The following is a 16490-nucleotide window of genomic DNA, read 5'->3' as shown; positions in this document are numbered from 1 at the left end:
GACAGGAAAAGTCGCCCGTGCCTCCGTATCAGCCGGCTGACGTTCCGGGTGAACGACGCCGGGCCGCACTGCTGGCCGAGCGGCACGGGATTCCACTGGTGGACCTGTGGACCGTCACTCCGGAGGCCGACGCGACGGCGGTGATCGACGAGCAGACGGCGCGACAGCTGACCGCGCTGCCACTCGCGGTCCGCGAGGGCGAGGTGCTTGTCGTACTCGCCGATCCGGCGCTCGGCGCCCAGGTCCAGGATGCGCTCGGCCGCCCGGTGCGGCTGGCGCTCGCGGCAGCTCCCGACATCGTCCGTGCGATCGACAACAGCTTCCGTGCGCTGGCCGGGATCGACGAGTCGGTCAAGCTGTTCCAGGCCCGGGGTGCGCCGCTCGAGCCCGACGAGCTCGTGGTCAACGAGGACGCGCCGGTCGTCCAGGTGGTCCAGCTGATCATCACCCAGGGCCTGCGCGACCGGGCCTCCGACATCCACATCGAGCCGCACGACGACCGGGTCCGGGTGCGGTTCCGGGTGGACGGCGCGCTGCGCGACCAGCTCGACCTGCCCGGCACGATCGGGCCCGCCGTGGTCAGCCGGATCAAGGTCCTGGCCGACTTGAACATCGTCGAACGACGTCGCGCGCAGGACGGTCAGATCCGGATGGTGGTCGAGGGCCGCGACGTCGACATCCGGGTCTCGACAGCTGCCGTCGTCGGCGGCGAGAAGGTCGTCCTGCGGCTTCTCGACAAGAGCAGGCCGCTGTTCCGCCTCGAGCAGCTCGGGATGCCATTCGAGCTGGCGGAACGGTACGCCGCGTTGCTCCGGACGCCGTACGGGATGGTGATCTGTGCGGGGCCGACCGGGAGCGGCAAGACCACGACCCTGTACGGGTCGCTCGGCGAGATCGACAGCCCCGAGCGCAACATCATGACGATCGAGGACCCGGTCGAGTACAGCTACGCCTCGATCAACCAGATCCAGATCAACGAGGCGGCCGGGATCACGTTCGCCGCCGGGCTGCGATCGATCCTGCGGCAGGACCCCGACGTCATCCTGGTCGGTGAGATCCGGGACGCGGAGACGGCGCGCATCGCCGTACAGTCCGCGCTGACCGGGCACCTGGTGCTGTCATCGGTACACGCCACCGACACCGCGACGGCGCTACATCGCCTGCTGGACATGGGGATCGAGAACTTCCTCGTCGCGTCCTCGGTGAGCGCGGTGATCTCGCAGCGGCTGATCCGCAAGGTCTGCGAGAACTGCCGCGAGTACTACGAACCACCGGCCGCGGAGCAGGCGTTCCTGCGCAGTACCGGTGTCGAGGTCCCGATCGGCGGACTGATCCGCGGCCTGGGGTGCAACTTCTGCGCGCACACCGGCTACCTCGAACGGACCGGCGTGTACGAGCTGCTGCCGGTGACCGATCCGATTCGCGAGCTGGTGGTCGACCGCGCACCGCTGGCCGAGATCCGCAAGGTCGCCTCCTACGAGGGCATGCGGACGCTGCGCGAGGAGGGGGCCCGGCTGGCGCAGGCAGGAGTCACCACAGTCGCCGAGGTGCTCCGCTCGATCTACACGGTGGGGATGCGATGACGAGATACGCGTACGTCGCGGCGAAGCCCGACGGGAGCACCAAGCGCGGTACGACGCGGGCGGAGAGCCGTGAGGAGGCCGAGCTGGCGCTGTACGAGCGGGAGCTGCGCAACATCCGGCTGTCCGAGAAGCCCGGCCTGCTGCAGCTCGAGATCACCGCGCGGAGGGTGAAGCGGGAAGAGGTCATGCACCTGACGCGGCAGCTCGGCGCCTTCGTCGGGGCCGGACTGCCGCTGACCGAGTCGGTGCACAGCCTCGGCCGCGAGGCGGAGAACTCGTCGGTCCGCCGGATGATGCTCGAGGTCGAGGACGGCCTCCGCGACGGCGAGCGGTTGTCGGACTGCTTCGACCGGCATCCGCGGATCTTTCCCGAGTTCTACCGCGGCATCCTCCGTTCGGCCGAACTGAGCGGCCGCCTCGACACCGCGCTCGGCCAGCTCGCCCGCTACCTCGAACGCGATCTCGAAGCCCGCCGGCGGATCAAGCAGGCCACCATCTACCCAGCTGTGGTCGCGGTGATGTCGGTGGTGACGCTGGTCGTCCTGGCCGGCTTCGTGCTGCCCCGGTTCCAGGCGTTCTTCGCCAGCCTCGGCGCTCGGCTGCCGCTGCCGACCCGGATCCTGCTGGCCATCACGAACTTCCTCACCGGTTGGTGGTGGGCGCTGATGATCGGCGCCGGCGTACTGACGCTGGTGCTGGTGTACGTGCTCAGTACGACGCCCGGACGCTATCTGCGGGACCGGCTGGTCCTCGCCGTGCCGGTGATCGGGCCGACCGTCCAGTTCGCGCTGGTCGAGCGGTTCTGCCGGATCCTCTCGTCCATGGTCAGTGCTGGCGTCCAACTGCCGCAGGCGTTGCGGGTCGCGACCGGCTCGCTGCCGAACCGCGTCTATCGGCGGTCGCTTGCCGGGGTGATGGAGGCGATGCTGCAGGGGGAGGGTCTCGCCCGGCCGCTCGCGGCCACCAAACTGTTCCCGGCCACGGCGGCCCAGATGATCCGGGTCGGCGAGGACACCGGGACCATGGACGCCCAGCTGGAGGTCACCGCGCAGTACTACGAGGGCGAGCTGGACTACAAGCTGAAGAAGCTGATCGGCCTGTTCGAGCCGGCTGTGATCGTGCTGATGGGTGGAGTGGTCGGCTTCGTGGCGATCGCGCTGGTGTCGGCGATGTACGGGATCTTCCGGCAGGTGCAGGGCTGATGCGAGAACGGGGCGAGAGTCTGCTGGAACTGGTCGTCGCGATCGCCCTGATGGGCGTTGCTGTCGTCGCGGTGATGGCCGGGCTGACGACAACGGTGCTGATGTCGGACACCCAGCGCAAGCAGGCCACCGCGGTCACGACGGTGCGCAACTACGCCGAGGCGCTCCAGCAATACGTTGCCGATGGCCACTATGTCCCGTGTGCGTCGTCGTACGCCGTTCCGGGTTTCGCACCGCCGGCCGGGTTCACAGCTCGAGTGGTGAGCGGGTCGGTGCAGTACTGGACCGGGGCGCTGTGGTTGCCGCTCTGCCTGCCGGACCGCGGGCTGCAGCGGTTGCGGGTATCGGTGGCCAGTACTGACGGGCGCGCCGCCGAGACGCTGGACGTCGTACTGCGGAAGCCCTGCCGGCTCGAGGATCCGCCGTGCGGCTGAAGCGCACCGAGCAAGGCTTCACGCTCGTCGAACTGCTGATCACCATGACCCTGATGGGAGTCGTGACGGTCGGTCTGGCTGACCTGGTGGTCAACGCGCTGCACCAGATGAGTGCATCGTCGGACCGACTGGACATGGCACAAGATGCCCAGCTCGGCGCGACGTACTTTGCTCGCGACGTTGCCGCCGTGGGCCTGCGCGACTACGGGGCCGTCGCTGTGGACGGATCGCTGCCGTTCGAGCCGTCGATTCAGCTCGACGCGGTTGACTCCGCGGGCGGTGTGGTTTGTGGCCCCGTCCCGGTCGCTGCGGTTCGGCTGCTGTCGGATTACTGGGATACCTCCGTCTCGCCGGCGGTCCGCCGTACGGCGGTTGTCGCCTACTACGTGAACGGGGCAGGAGAGCTGCACCGAGCACGCTGCCTGGGGCCGAGCACTACGCCGTCGTCTGATCTACGCCTTGCGTCGAACGTGAAGCCAGGGAGCCTCACGGTCACCTGCTCCAGTTCGTGTGACTCCGCTCTGCTTCCAGAAGGCATCACGTTGCGGCTGACGATGTCGAGGCCGTCCACCGGTGACTACGAGGTCGCACTGAGCGGTCTGCGGAGACAGTCGTGAGGCGCCGGGACGAACGTGGGTCCTCGTTGCTGCTGGTCCTCGTGGTGATCACCGTGATCGGACTGGCGCTGTCGGCTCTGCTGTCGCGGACCGACTCCGCCGAACGGGTGTCGAAGAGCCTCCAGGATCAGACCGAGGCGTCGTACGCGGCTGACGGTGCGATGGAGGCGGCAATCAACAACTTGCGGAACAGCGGATACAACGGGGAATCGGGACAGCGATGCTTCGGACTCTCCGACACGCTGTCGCTCATCCTCTTCAACGGTCTCGACTCCGCCGCCGTGACGTGCAAGCCGGATCCGAAACAGGTCGTGGTGCACTGCCAGAACTCGAGCGAGTGCAACCGCCCGGACAACGCGTTGCTCACCCTCGGACAGATACCGGGCGAGGCCGGTCTCACGGTCAACCAGCCGGCGGACTCCACCCTGCAGATCCACGGCAAGGTCGTGTCCAACTCGTCTGTTGATGTAGCCGCCGGGAAGCTGAGCGCCGGTGCGTTGTCCGCGCGGGGCGGTTGCGCAGGGGATCTGCTGGGGAGTCCGCTCTGCAACCTCTCCGCATTGCCCGGTGGCGACGACCCGGCGTACCCGTCGCCTCTGAGCGGTGTGCCTGCACTACGAGCCCTCCCCGCCTGCACGACGCCGAACTCGGTCGTGACCTTTCTGCCCGGGTACTACGACGACGCCGTAGGGCTGAGCGCGATGATGAAGAGCGACAGCGCGTGCCACGGGAGCACATGGTGGTTCAAGCCGGGCATCTACTACTTCGACTTCCACAACGAGTCGAACCCCTTGCTCGACAGTGGCGACAACGTCTGGACGGTCGACGGCGGCAGCCTCATCGGCGGGACGCTGTCGGGTGGTTCGTGTGCGAGTCCCCTCAATGGCGCGACCGCAGGGGTGCAGTTCGTCTTCGGCGGCGACAGTCGTCTGGACGTGAAGTCGGGCAAGGCGGTGCTCTGCGGCAGTTATTCGTCGACGCAGCCGCCGATTGCTCTCCGAGGACTCACCAGCGGGGCCGATTCGCCGGTCGGCTTGACCGGGGCGAGCGCGTTGAAGCCGACTGCGGTCTCGCTGGTGAGCAAGTTCGGGCTGACCGCGACGCCGTCCCGCCTGTCCACGGTCGACGGGGTCGCGGCCAGCTGGAAGAGCTCGGTGGCCAACGACACCGCACCGGTCACGATCAACGGCTTCGCTCCGCCCGGTGCGATTCCGGCCGGTTCGTTGCTGGAGTCCGCCGCGCTGAAGATCACCCATCGGCACAGTGACCTGGCGTCGACGGACAAGCTGGATGTGTCGCTCGACGTCGGATCCGGTACGCCGTTGACCGCGTCGGTAACGGGCGCCGCGGGCGGTACGGCGTACCGGACCGAGACCGTGCCGCTCGACTCGAGCCGCACCGGATCGCTGGCGCAGGACGTGTATGCGGGGACCTTCACCGGCGCGAGCCTGGCGCTCACCGCTGGGCTGGCGGTCAAGGGCGACACCGAGGACATCGACGCGGTCCGGCTGGAGCTCAGCTACACGCCGCCTGCTCTGCGCGCTGCGGACGGATGTGTGGTCGAGGGGCCATATCCCAGTAATACAAGCGCTTGCGCGATGGTCTCCGGTCGGTTGTTCGTCCAGGGCACGGTCTACGCGCCGGCCGCGGTTCTTGATCTCGGTGTCGGTCCGGGGACGCCGGCGCTCGGAGCCGGCGCGGTGGTTCGCGCGTTGCGGATCACCGCCTCGGGGACGCTGTCCGGGGTGGCGATCGATCTGCCCGACGATTCGCCTGCCTTCACCTTCGGCGTGCAACTCATGGCGTACATCTGTCCTGGCGGCCTGATCTGTCCGGCCAGTGGCCGCCCGGCTCTGCAGGCCAGGATCGGACTCGTCGACGCCGATCCGTCGTCGCCCGTCGCGGGCCGGCGTGCGGTGACCGTCCTCGGATGGTGGCGGCCGGGCTGATGGGGTTGTGTCTGGTGCGACCAGATCTTCAGGCGGGAGAGGCGACAGTCCCTACCGCAACTGCGTCACGCTGCGTAGTTTGGTCCGCGGGGGGAGCCATGAACGATTTCGTCAGGGTGGTCGTCATCGACGATCACACATTGGTCCGCTACGGCCTCGCCGGCCTGGTCGACCAGGAACCGGATCTGGAGATCGTCGGCGACACCGGCCAGCGCGCCGAAGCGGTCGGCATGGTGCTGTCGACCCGCGCGAACGTCGTCGTACTCGATGTGACCCCGCCCGATCACGACGGCCTGCGGATCGCTCGCGAACTCCGCAACCGGTACGCCGAGCTCGGCATCGTCCTGCTGGCACCGGAAGGGCAGGACGGCGTCCTGTTCGAAGCACTCGAGTCGGGAGTGTCCGCGTTCGTCGCGAAGACCGCGCCGACGGACGAGATCCTGGCGGCGATCCGGCACGCGGCCGTGGCGCCCACGTCGTTCACGGCGACCGGGCTCGGGCCCGCGATGGCTCGCCGCGACCAGTCGCCGGCGCAGGCGCTGCTGAGTCCGCGTGAGGCGCAGGTGCTCGAGTTGCTCGGGCAAGGGTTGTCGGTCCGGGCGATCGCGGTGGCGCTGTCGGTGAGCGTGTCCACGGCGAAGACGTACGTCGAGCGGCTGTACGAGAAGCTCGAGGTGTCGAACCGGGCGCAGGCCATCATGACGGCACTCCAACGGGGCTTCATCGAGCCGAAGTCGTGAGTCATCGAAACTTCTTCACCTCTGACCCGTCACCTTCCTGCGTGCTGCTCGTTTCATCATGCAGCGGGGAACTTCGGGGGAAGTCCAGCTGATCGCCGATGCCGTTCAGGGGCGGCACCCGACATCAGCCCGCTGCCGGCCGTACCCGGGGGGGATGCGGGAAGCCTCGGCAGTGGTGCAGTACGACGGGGATCGCACGGGGGATGGGTAACGCAGCGGGACAGGTAACGCAGTAGGGGGAGGAAGCGGGACACCTGCCGCAGTCGGGGGACTGCGCGGTGGACCGTTCCGCGACGGGACATCGGAGCAATCTGGTGGGCGCGGATGGCAGCTCCGGGGGGAGCACGGGGAACAGCAGTACCAACGGGGGACACGGGGAGTTGTACGAGGGATAGCAGGGCTGGGGAATATTGGCGCTCTGCTGTGGGGAGGTGGGCCGGCCACTCGGGTCGGCCCACAGTTCTGCGGAGTCAGCGACGCGCGAGGTGGTGCCCTGCCCGGGCGGCGAGCTCCTGGACGGAGAGATCCGTGTCCGGTGGGAGCGCATCCAGCGGGAACCATGCGAGGTCATGGGATTCCTCGCTCACGACGTACTCCGTGTCTGTCGTCGCGGTGACGAGGAACTGTACGTCGAGGTGGTAGGCCCCCGCGCATCCGCCGGCAAGCAGCAGGTGCCGCGAAAGCTGCAGCGGCTCACGGTTGATCGTCAGGTCTGTCAGGCCCGACTCCTCCGTCGCTTCCCGCAGTGCCGCGCCGCTCAGGGTCGTATCGCCGTCCTCGCAGTGCCCGCCGAGCTGGAGCCATCGCCCAACCGTCTTGTGCAGTGTGAGCAGCGTCTTCGTCCCGGCGCCGTCAACGACCAACGCACTGGCCGTCACATGCTCCGGCTGGCAACTCCGCCACATGCCGTCCGCATGCGCCGCCAGATGCTGCAGGTAGTGCTTCTGCAGCTCCTCCTGCCCGGCATCAGGCACACGCCAACCCGTTAGGACCTCGACCGCATTCCCGTGAAGCACCCCGCAAGTCTCCCTGCCGGTCGGGGAGAACTACTTGGTGGGTTTGTCGCCGTCGCCGTCCTTGTCCGAGCCGGGGTCGGACGGGTTCTTTTCTTCGTCGGTGAGGAAGTCGGTGATGTCGATGTTGGAGAGCTCGCCGGCATGCTGGGCGAAGCCGATGGGGTCGTCCAGGTCGGCGGTGCTCGGCATCAGGTCGGGGTGGGACCACAGGTTGTCGCGACCGTCGGCTCCGCGAGCGTCGCGAACGGCCGCCCAGAGGTTGGCAGCGTCCCGGAGGCGGCGGGGACGAAGCTGGAGGCCGACGAGAGTGGCGAATGTCTGCTCGGCCGGCCCGCCGGCTGCCCTACGCCGCCGCACCGTCTCGGACAGCTGGATCGCGGCGGGCATCCGGTCCCTGGTCGCCTCGCGTACGACGTCGTCGACCCAGCCCTCGACCAGCGCGAGCGTGGTCTCGAGCCGGACGAGTGCGGCCTTCTGCTGCTCGGAGTCCTCGGGCTCGAACAGGCCGCCCGCGAGGGCCTCCTGCATGGCCTCGGGATTCTGCGGGTCGATATCCGCCATCGCGCGCTCGATCTTGCCGGTGTCGACCTCGATCCCGGCCGCGTAGTCGGCGACCGCGGCCAGGAGGTGCTGGCGCAGCCACGGCACACCGGCATACAGCCGCTGGTGCGCCACCTCGCGCAGCGCCAGGTACAGCCGAACGTCCTCGTCGGTCAGCCCGAGCCCCTCCGCGAACTTCGCGACGTTGTCGGGCAGCAGGATCGCCTGGCCGATCGGTCCGAGAGGCAGTCCGATGTCGGACGAGCTCACGACTTCGCTGGCCAGCTCGCCGAGGCCCTGGCCGACCTGCGCTCCGAAGACCGAACCGCCCAGCTGCCGCAGCATCCCGGCCATCGGGCCCGCGAACTGCTGTGCCTCCGCGGGCAGCGCGTTGCCCATCGCACCCGCGACGTGCTCGGCCACGGGGTCGACGATCGTCTGCCAGACGGGAAGCGTGTTCTCGACCCACTCGGCGCGGCTCCAGGCGGCAGAGGTGGCAGACACCTCGGGCAGCGTGGTCGCCTCGTCCAGCCAGTGCTCGGCAAGCCGGACCGCGTCCGCGACGCGGTCGCCGTCGGCGGACGTCATCGAGCGGTCTCCGGCGGTGGAGACGGTCTTGCGGGCGATGTCCTTGGCCAGCTCCCAGTTCACCGGCTTGCCGTCGGTCGAACCGCTCAGCAACTGCTGAACCTGGGCGAAGATCGCGTTCAGGTCCGGGGTGCCGCCCGCGCCGGCCGCACCGGAGAACTGCTGGAACATGGCCTCGAACGGCGTTCCCTTGAACGGGTTGTCCGGGTTGTCCGGTTCGTCGCTCATCGGAGGGCCTTCCTGTGCGGGTGGGGCGTACAACTCCAACGTACTGGTTCCACCCATCAGTTCCTCCACCGGCGAACGCATCACCGCTCGTGTTCGCGGGCGGCGGACCCCAGATCCGCCGGTGGCCGGTCGCTCGCGGCTGTGCGGCCAGGTCACCGGGCGCAGGTAGGTGAGCAAGGCAACAGTCTCTCCGGGTGCACAGCGCACCACGCAGCGCAGTTCTCAGGACTCCTCTTAGTGCGCCTCTTGGTACGCCGAAATGTCGGTGCCGGAGGGAGGTGATGTGTGGACAGTGGTGGGTGGGAGGGAGAATTGCGGGACGGGGGATGGGATGGTGTGCAGGTGAGCACGGGGGTCCGGTGGGAATGAGGGACGGATGAACGACGCGATCAGGCTGCTGGACATACGGGACAGCCCGTTGTCCAGCGACGAGGTGCTGGCGGCTGTCGCTGATCCGACGGCGGGTGGAACCGCGATCTTCATCGGCACTGTGCGCAACCACGACGACGAGAAGCCGGTCGACAAGCTGGCCTACGAGGCGCATCCCGACGCGCTGGAGCACCTGCGGAAGGTTGCGCAGCGTATCTGCGACGACCCCGCAGTGACCGCGCTGGCCGCCGTCCACCGGACCGGGGACCTCAAGATCGGCGACGCGGCGGTGATCGTCGCGGTGGCGGCATCGCACCGCGATGTCGCGTTCGTGGCGTGCCGGCGGCTGATCGACGATCTCAAGGCCGAGGTCCCGATTTGGAAACACCAGCACTTCACCGACGGTGGCAGCGAGTGGGTCGGCGCTCACTGACCCGTACGCTGGGCGCATGAAGGTGGCCGGATGAAGGTTTTGGCGTGGCTGGCGTTCCCGCTGATCGCCACGCTGCTGGCGATGTGCTGGGCGGCGTGGCGCGGGTGGCGCAGCCGTGAGCCGCGCCGGTCCGGTGGCGCCTTCGCCTCGGTCGACGACTTCCGCCGCTTCAACGCCGCGATCGCCGCCCCCGGCCCGCGGGCCACCCCGGAACGTCGCCGCGGTCTGGGTCGTCGTAATCATCAGAAGGCCTCCACCAAGATCGCAGGGCAGGGTTCGTGACACGTCGTACCGCCACATTGGTCACCTCGATCGTCGTGCTTCTCGTTTCGCTCGGGCTGGTGACCGCGTTCCCGGTGCCGTTCGTCTCGTTCAGCCCCGGGCCGGTCAAGGACACCCTGGGGTCCGCGAAGGACAAGCCCGTCATCGAGATCACCGGGCACGACACGTTCCCGACCTCGGGCCAGCTCGACCTGACCACGGTGTCGGTCACCTCGCCGGACCGTCAGCTGACGTTGCCGCAGGCCATGCGCAACTGGCTCGACCCGCACCACGACCTGTTCCCGCGCGACATCATCTATCCGCCGGACCAGAGCGCCGACCAGGTCCAGCAGCAGAACACCGCGGAGATGACCGGCTCGCAGGACAGTGCGGTCGCGGCCGCACTGCAGGCGGCGAAGGTCCCGTTCCACACGAAGGTGTCGACGGTCGCGGACAACACTCCGGCGCAGGGCAAGCTGAAGCCCGGCGACATCATCCTGGCGGTGGACGGCCAGACCGTGACCCAGGTCCCGCAGGTCGGCGACCTCGTCCGTAAGCACAAGGTCGGCGAGAACGTCGTCTTCCTGATCCGCCGGGGCACCGCGGAGCAGACCGTCGAACTGAAGACCGCCGCGACCCCCGGGGACACGAGCCGCCCGATGGTCGGGATCTCGATCGGCGTCGACTCGAAGGTCAAGGTCACGGTCAACCTCGGCCAGGACATCGGCGGCCCGAGCGCCGGCACGGCGTTCGCGCTGGCCATCTACGACAAGCTGACTCCGGGTGCCCTGCTGGCGGGCAAGCACGTCGCCGGCACCGGCACGATCGACGCGCTCGGCCAGGTCGGCGCGATCGGCGGCATCCAGCAGAAGATCGCCGGCGCCAAGAACGACGGCGCCACGGTGTTCCTGGTCCCGGCGCCGAACTGTGAAGCCGCACTGCACGCCGACGTGAAGAACATCCAGCTGGTGAAGATCAGCACGCTGACCGACGCGATCAGCGCTCTTCAGGCGGTCGCCAGCGGCAAGGGAGATGTCCCGTCGTGCAGTCAGTGAGCGATCCGTATGTCCTGGCGACCCGAAGGGAAGACCTGTCGGCATGGAATCCGTAGGCACGCTGCCTCCTGACGCGCTGAACCGCGCGGTGATCGAGATCGAGAAGCACGTGAGCAGCGCGGGCTGGGACCAGCCCGCGCAGTTGTTCGCGCTGGTCCCGACCGAGGAACTGCTCCGGGCCGAACCGCAGCTGGCCGCCCAGCTCGGTGCCGACGACGCCTCCCAGCTGCTCACCCCGGTCGCCCAGGGCGAGATTCCGGGCGGCGTCGAGGACGACAACCTGGCCGATGCGCTGGGCCGGATCGAGTGGCCGGACGGGGTGGCCGGCTGCGCGCTGGCGATCGAGCGAATCGTGCTCCCGGCATCGGCCGAGGCCGGCCTGTCCAGCGTCGAGTCCGACGCCCAGCTGGCCCAGCTGGCCGGCAGCGATCCGCGCCGGCACGAGGTCCGGATGGTCGCGGCTGTGCTCCGCGAAGGCGCCCGGTTCGGCGCCGTCCGGCTCCGCGAGCACGACGAGGACAGCGCGGTGCTGACCGGCACCGACTTGGTCCCCACGCTGTGCGAAGTACTGTCATTGACATTCGAACCTTCGGTCGGCAGCCGGCCGGGCGATGGTCCTGGGGTCGACGGCATGAGCGACGACGAGGAGAAGCGACCATGAGCGACGGCGTCTACGACATGCCGGAGGAGCCGCCGGCCCGCAGATCGCGGCGAACAGGCGGACGTCCTCGGGCCCTGCTGCCGACGATCGCGACTCTGATCGTCCTGCTGATCCTCTTCAGCGTCTTCACCGACGTCTGGACCCAACGGCTCTGGTACCGCTCGGTCGACCTGGGCTCGGTCTTCAGCACCGTGCTCGGGACGCGGGTCCTGCTGTTCGTCGTCGTCGGTCTGCTGATGGCGGCGGCGGTCGTGGCGAACATCATCGTCGCGTTCCGCACCCGTCCGCGGGTGGCTCTGGCGCCGTCGCCCAGCCCCGGCTTCGAGCGCTACGGCGACCTCCTCCAGCAGCACGGGAAGGTTGCTGTCGGCGTGGTCGCGACCCTGATGCTGGTCTTCGGCGGCTCGGCCGCGTCGGGGGAGTGGAAGGTCTTCCTGGCCTGGAAGAACCGGACTCCCTTCGGCGTCACCGACAAGCACTTCAACAAGGACATCGCGTTCTTCGTCTTCGACTACCCGTGGCTGCGCGTCCTGCTCGGCTTCGGCTACTCGATCGTCCTGCTGTCGCTGGTCGCCGCGATCATCACCCACTATCTGTACGGCGGCTTCCGGCCGTCCGCGAAGGGGCAGAAGGCCTCCGGCGCGGCGCAGGTGCAGTTCTCCGTCCTGCTCGGGCTGCTCGTGCTCCTCAAGGCCTTCAGCTACTGGCTGGACCGCTTCGGGCTGACGACGTCGGACAGTCGCCTCTTTACCGGCATCTCCTATACCGGCGACAACGCGGTCCTGCCCAGCAAGGAGATCCTGGCCGTCATCGCGGTCCTCTGCGCGTGCCTGTTCTTCGCGAACGTGGTCCGCCGGACGTGGCTGCTGCCTGGCGTCGGCACGGTCGTGCTGATCCTGTCGGCGATCCTCCTGGGCGCTCTCTGGCCGGCCGCACTGCAGCAGTTGCGGGTGCGACCGAGCGAGCCGGTGAAGGAAGCGCCGTACATCACCAAGAACATCCAGGCCACGCGTGATGCCTACGGGCTCGCGCAGACCGAGGTCACCGACTACCAGGCGAAGACGACGGCGACGCCGGCCGAGCTGTTGCAGGACACCGAGGTGCTGCCGGGAATCCGCCTGATCGATCCGAGTGTGGTGGGACCGACCTTCGAGCAGCTCCAGCAGGTTCGCGGCTTCTACTCGTTCCCGACCGATCTCGACGTCGACCGGTACAACATCGGTGGAAAGAGCAACGACACCGTCATCGCGGTCCGCGAGGTCCAGGTCGACCGGCTGCCGGCCGGTCAGCGCAACTGGAACAACGACCACACCGTCTACACCCACGGCTACGGCGTCGTCGCCGCCAACGGGAACAAACGAGCCGCGGACGGTACGCCGGTCTGGACCGAGAAGGATCTGCCGCCGACCGGCCAGCTCGGTGACTACGAGCCGCGGATCTACTTCGGCGAGCAGTCGCCGGACTACTCGATCGTCGGCGGTCCGGAAGGCGGCCAGGCGGTCGAGCTCGACACGCCGGAAGGCAAGACCGGCGGCGACCCGACACTGAACACCTACCACGGCAAGGGCGGTGTCTCGATCGGGTCGTTCGGCAACCGGTTGCTCTACGCAACCAAGTTCCGGGACGCGAACATCCTGCTGTCGAGCCGGGTGAACTCGGACTCGAAGATCCTCTACGACCGCACCCCGCGCGAGCGGGTCGAGAAGGCGGCGCCGTGGCTGACGCCGGACGGCGACCCGTATCCGGCGATCGTCGACGGCCAGGTGGTCTGGATCGTCGACGGCTACACCACCTCGGACAACTACCCGTACTCCGAGAAGGTCGCCCTGGACGTCAGCACCCGGGACACCACCACCGGCCGCGGCACGATCGCGCAGCAGCCGAGCGAGAAGATCAACTACATCCGCAACTCGGTCAAGGCCGTCGTCAACGCCTACGACGGCTCCGTCGAGCTGTACGCCTGGGACGAGAGCGACCCGGTGCTGAAGACGTGGATGAAGGCGTTCCCCGGCACGGTCAAGCCGAAGTCGGCGATCTCGCCGCAGTTGCTGGCGCACCTGCGGTACCCGGAGGACATGTTCAAGGTCCAGCGTGACCTGCTGGCGAAATACCACGTCACGGATGCCGGCACCTGGTACCAGAACAGTGATCTGTGGCGCGTTCCGGACGACCCGACCGCGGTCTCGTCCGGTGGCGACTCGACGACGCATATCAGTCAGCCTCCCTTCTATCTCTCGTTGCGGATGCCCGATCAGACCGATCCGAAGTTCTCGCTGACGTCGGTCTACGTGCCGAACGCCGAACGGGAGAACCTCACTGCCTTCATGGCCGTCGACTCCGAGGCGACTTCCCCGGACTACGGCAAGTTCCGAATACTGCGGCTACCCGGCAACCTGCAGATACCTGGTCCGGGGCAGGTCTACAACAAGTTCCAGACCGACGAAGGCATCAGAACGGCTTTGCTGCCGATCAACCAGCCCAGTAGCGGCGCCAGAGCTCAGTACGGGAACTTGCTGACCTTGCCGCTCGGCGGTGGTCTGCTCTATGTCCAGCCGGTGTACTCGGTGCGGACGAGCGGTCCTGGTAGCTATCCCGTCCTGAGATACGTCCTGGTGTCCTTCGGTGACGGCGTCGCCTACGGCTCGACGCTGCAGGAAGCCCTGACCAAGGTCTTCAACACCAACGTCGACACGGGGGAGACTCCGCCAGGCACCAAGACGCCGCCCGCGACCGAGCAGAACCAGACCGTCAAGCAGGCCCTGGCCGACGCGCAGGCTGCGTACACCCGTGCGCAGACCGCCCTCAAGAACGGTGACCTCGCCGGCTACCAGACCGCTGTGAACCAGATGAAGGCGGCGGTCGACAAGGCGCTCGCGGCGGGTGCGGTGGTAACGCCGAGCCCGACACCGAAACCGTCCGGCAGCCCGTCGACACCGGCGAGTCCGCCGGCATCGACAACACCGACGCCCCCGTCGACTTCGCCGACAGGCTGAGTCGAGGGTGGTTCCCGGGGCGGCGACACCGACACCAGTCGGCGTCGCCGCCCCGTTCTCTTGCCGCCGGTTCTGCTGCGAGGTCTGTTGCCTAAGGCATCAGGTCGTGGGTTCGGGATGGAATCCGGCGGCGGTGTCGAGCACGTCGGCGTCGGTGAAGCGGTCGTGGTCGATCGTCACTTCGGCCGCGACGCCCGGCGCGATGAAGTAGAACACCTCGTTACCGGCGAACAGACCGTCGTACCCGCCGACCTTGACCGGGGTCAGCTGCCAGTCTTCAGGATCCTTCTCCTCGTACTCGATCAGGAACGTCTTCAGCGCCTCGAGGTCGGTCAGCTTGTCGCCCCGGATCGTCTTCACGGTGAGGTCGACCTTGTACGCACCGTCCGGATCGGGGCCGGTCTCCCAGACCCGGCTGCGGAACGACACGTCCTCCCACTCGTACTCGAAGTCGCTCGGCGTCCCGATGCCGTCGGGAAGGTTCTCGATCACGAAGCCGTCCAAGGTGCCAGCCCTCTGCTCGGTCGATGGAGATGCCGCGGAGTACGACGAAGTTGCTGAGGCAGGGACGGTCGTCGAGAGCCCGAGTGAGGTCAGGACGACCGCGGTCCCGATCACGATACGACGGGCGGACGGCACGATTCGGGAACGAAGCGTTGAACGCGACATGGCTGCCTCCTGGGGAAGGGGGCGCCTCGCCTGCTGCGAGACGCCTTCATGCCCAAGAAGATGCAGCGATCAGCGCGCGCCCGGACAGGCGAATTCGATCCTGTGGAAAACCAGCCGTCAGTAACCGATGAGCCGGTGCAACCGATGGAACGTCTGCCGGAACCCGAGCCGCGGCCAGGTCCGCGACGACAACAGGTTCGTCACCCGCCAATCGGTCACCACCGACGTGTACCCGGTGTCGGCAGACCACTGCAGCACAGCCTCACCCAGTGCGCGTCCGGCGCCGAGCCCACGCGCGGAGGGCAGTACGGCCGCGAACCCGAGGAAGCCGGCGTTGTCCGGTTTGGCCAGCCCGTTGTGCGCGCTCGACTTGTCCAGCGAGCACCCTATGGAGGACCCGATCAACTGACCGTTGTGCTCGGCAACGAAGGTCGCGTAGTCCTGGTCGTCGATCGACTCCTCCCAGTCCGCCACCGCTTCCTCGAGCGTCGGGATCTCGCCGGACGAGAACACCGGCGACAGGCCCTGGTGCTGAGGCAATGCGAGATCGAGCTCCGCGAGTACCGGGATGTCGGCCCGGGCAGCACGTCGTACGACGAGATCGCGCGGCAGCGGCGGGGGAGTGTCGGGCACCGGGCGGACGGCGTGTGCGTGCTGCGAGCCGAAGGCCAGGCGGAACCAGGCATCGATCAGCTCGACGTCGTCGGGCACGAGTACGTAGTGCGCGATGCGGCCGTCGTCGACCCACTTCGTCGCGGCAGCGCCGTACAGGTCCCGAATGTGTTCTGGCTCACGCACGGCATGACCGGCCGCCTCGACCCAGATATTCGGGCCCCAGACCGGCGACGGCTTGGGCGCGGCGAGGAGATAACCGGTGATCTCGCCGCTCTCGACCATGACCGTGCCGGACGCGCCTTCGCTCTCCCAGGCGGCTGTCACCTCGACGAGGGCGAGGCGCTCATCCTCGTAGTCAGGCGGGAGCAGAGGGTGGCGCTTACGGTGCGCCCGATGCCGCTGGGCGAGCAGACCGGCGGCAGCCGCCAGATCCGCCTCCTCGAACGGACGGATGTCGTGTCGGGACATACTCGGAAGGTACGCCGATCAGCGCCCGCCGAACACGGGGTTTCGCCACTCCGGGAACCGATTTGGTTG

General features: G+C 68.1%; 15 protein-coding genes. 11 read left to right on the top strand and 4 right to left on the bottom strand.

Annotation, left to right across the window (positions count from 1 at the left end; translation table 11 throughout):
* Window positions 1-17: 17 nt before the first annotated feature.
* From OHA18_RS04710 to OHA18_RS04685, 6 genes are all read left to right on the top strand, one after another.
* Window positions 18-1583, top strand: coding sequence for a GspE/PulE family protein (locus OHA18_RS04710; protein ID WP_329002400.1), 1566 nt, complete (start codon window positions 18-20; stop codon window positions 1581-1583).
* The gene (locus OHA18_RS04705; RefSeq protein WP_329002399.1) at window positions 1580-2785 is read left to right on the top strand and encodes a type II secretion system F family protein; all 1206 of its coding nucleotides are present in this window, start codon (window positions 1580-1582) and stop codon (window positions 2783-2785) included. Before OHA18_RS04710 ends, OHA18_RS04705 begins: the two co-directional genes overlap by 4 nt.
* On the top strand, window positions 2785-3219 hold the full coding sequence (locus OHA18_RS04700) for a type II secretion system protein (RefSeq protein WP_329002398.1): 435 nt from the start codon (window positions 2785-2787) through the stop codon (window positions 3217-3219). Before OHA18_RS04705 ends, OHA18_RS04700 begins: the two co-directional genes overlap by 1 nt.
* Complete coding sequence (locus tag OHA18_RS04695) at window positions 3210-3836, top strand: PulJ/GspJ family protein (RefSeq protein ID WP_329002397.1); 627 nt, start codon at window positions 3210-3212, stop codon at window positions 3834-3836. The genes OHA18_RS04700 and OHA18_RS04695 overlap by 10 nt, the downstream gene beginning before the upstream one ends.
* Window positions 3833-5785 (top strand): hypothetical protein, encoded by a 1953-nt coding sequence (locus OHA18_RS04690; protein ID WP_329002395.1) that lies wholly within the window; start codon window positions 3833-3835, stop codon window positions 5783-5785. The genes OHA18_RS04695 and OHA18_RS04690 overlap by 4 nt, the downstream gene beginning before the upstream one ends.
* Window positions 5786-5883: 98 nt before the next feature.
* Complete coding sequence (locus OHA18_RS04685) at window positions 5884-6525, top strand: response regulator transcription factor (protein ID WP_329002393.1); 642 nt, start codon at window positions 5884-5886, stop codon at window positions 6523-6525.
* Window positions 6526-6995: 470 nt separating this feature from the next.
* Here OHA18_RS04685 and OHA18_RS04680 read toward each other — a convergent pair whose 3' ends face one another.
* Together OHA18_RS04680 and OHA18_RS04675 are read right to left on the bottom strand one after the other, a co-directional pair.
* Window positions 6996-7499 (bottom strand): NUDIX hydrolase, encoded by a 504-nt coding sequence (locus OHA18_RS04680; RefSeq protein ID WP_329002392.1) that lies wholly within the window; start codon window positions 7497-7499, stop codon window positions 6996-6998.
* Window positions 7500-7571: 72 nt separating this feature from the next.
* Entirely contained in the window at window positions 7572-8897 is a 1326-nt protein-coding gene (locus tag OHA18_RS04675; protein ID WP_329002391.1) for a zinc-dependent metalloprotease, read from the bottom strand.
* A 376-nt stretch (window positions 8898-9273) separates the two neighbouring features.
* Here OHA18_RS04675 and OHA18_RS04670 point away from each other — a divergent pair, with 376 nt between their 5' ends.
* From OHA18_RS04670 to OHA18_RS04650, 5 genes are read left to right on the top strand one after another with little or no spacing between them, the layout of a single operon-like run.
* Entirely contained in the window at window positions 9274-9699 is a 426-nt protein-coding gene (locus OHA18_RS04670; protein WP_329002390.1) for a molybdenum cofactor biosynthesis protein MoaE, read from the top strand.
* A 30-nt stretch (window positions 9700-9729) separates the two neighbouring features.
* On the top strand, window positions 9730-9981 hold the full coding sequence (locus OHA18_RS04665; RefSeq protein WP_329002389.1) for a hypothetical protein: 252 nt from the start codon (window positions 9730-9732) through the stop codon (window positions 9979-9981).
* Complete coding sequence (locus OHA18_RS04660; protein WP_329002388.1) at window positions 9978-11015, top strand: YlbL family protein; 1038 nt, start codon at window positions 9978-9980, stop codon at window positions 11013-11015. Before OHA18_RS04665 ends, OHA18_RS04660 begins: the two co-directional genes overlap by 4 nt.
* 43 nt (window positions 11016-11058) lie before the next feature.
* Entirely contained in the window at window positions 11059-11676 is a 618-nt protein-coding gene (locus tag OHA18_RS04655; protein ID WP_329002387.1) for a PPA1309 family protein, read from the top strand.
* Window positions 11673-14669, top strand: a complete 2997-nt coding sequence (locus OHA18_RS04650) for a UPF0182 family membrane protein (protein WP_329002385.1) — start codon at window positions 11673-11675, stop codon at window positions 14667-14669. Before OHA18_RS04655 ends, OHA18_RS04650 begins: the two co-directional genes overlap by 4 nt.
* A gap of 99 nt (window positions 14670-14768) precedes the next feature.
* Here OHA18_RS04650 and OHA18_RS04645 read toward each other — a convergent pair whose 3' ends face one another.
* Both OHA18_RS04645 and OHA18_RS04640 read right to left on the bottom strand, forming a co-directional pair.
* Complete coding sequence (locus tag OHA18_RS04645) at window positions 14769-15161, bottom strand: hypothetical protein (protein ID WP_329002384.1); 393 nt, start codon at window positions 15159-15161, stop codon at window positions 14769-14771.
* Between the two features lie 294 nt (window positions 15162-15455).
* Window positions 15456-16421, bottom strand: a complete 966-nt coding sequence (locus tag OHA18_RS04640; protein ID WP_329002383.1) for a GNAT family N-acetyltransferase — start codon at window positions 16419-16421, stop codon at window positions 15456-15458.
* Window positions 16422-16490: the final 69 nt, after the last annotated feature.

Source organism: Kribbella sp. NBC_00709, from assembly GCF_036226565.1.
Lineage (GTDB): Bacteria > Actinomycetota > Actinomycetes > Propionibacteriales > Kribbellaceae > Kribbella.
Note: the sequence above shows the minus strand (reverse complement) of the source record. Positions and strands in the feature narration are given on the sequence as shown.

Bases quoted from the DNA above. Each gene is read 5' to 3' on its own strand.
- OHA18_RS04705 (WP_329002399.1), top strand. From the start codon at position 1,580: ATGACGAGATACGCGTACGTCGCGGCGAAGCCCGACGGGAGCACCAAG.
- OHA18_RS04700 (WP_329002398.1), top strand. From the start codon at position 2,785: ATGCGAGAACGGGGCGAGAGTCTGCTGGAACTGGTCGTCGCGATCGCC.
- OHA18_RS04685 (WP_329002393.1), top strand. From the start codon at position 5,884: ATGAACGATTTCGTCAGGGTGGTCGTCATCGACGATCACACATTGGTC.
- OHA18_RS04675 (WP_329002391.1), bottom strand. From the start codon at position 8,897: ATGAGCGACGAACCGGACAACCCGGACAACCCGTTCAAGGGAACGCCG.
- OHA18_RS04670 (WP_329002390.1), top strand. From the start codon at position 9,274: ATGAACGACGCGATCAGGCTGCTGGACATACGGGACAGCCCGTTGTCC.
- OHA18_RS04665 (WP_329002389.1), top strand. From the start codon at position 9,730: ATGAAGGTTTTGGCGTGGCTGGCGTTCCCGCTGATCGCCACGCTGCTG.
- OHA18_RS04655 (WP_329002387.1), top strand. From the start codon at position 11,059: ATGGAATCCGTAGGCACGCTGCCTCCTGACGCGCTGAACCGCGCGGTG.
- OHA18_RS04650 (WP_329002385.1), top strand. From the start codon at position 11,673: ATGAGCGACGGCGTCTACGACATGCCGGAGGAGCCGCCGGCCCGCAGA.
- OHA18_RS04640 (WP_329002383.1), bottom strand. From the start codon at position 16,421: ATGTCCCGACACGACATCCGTCCGTTCGAGGAGGCGGATCTGGCGGCT.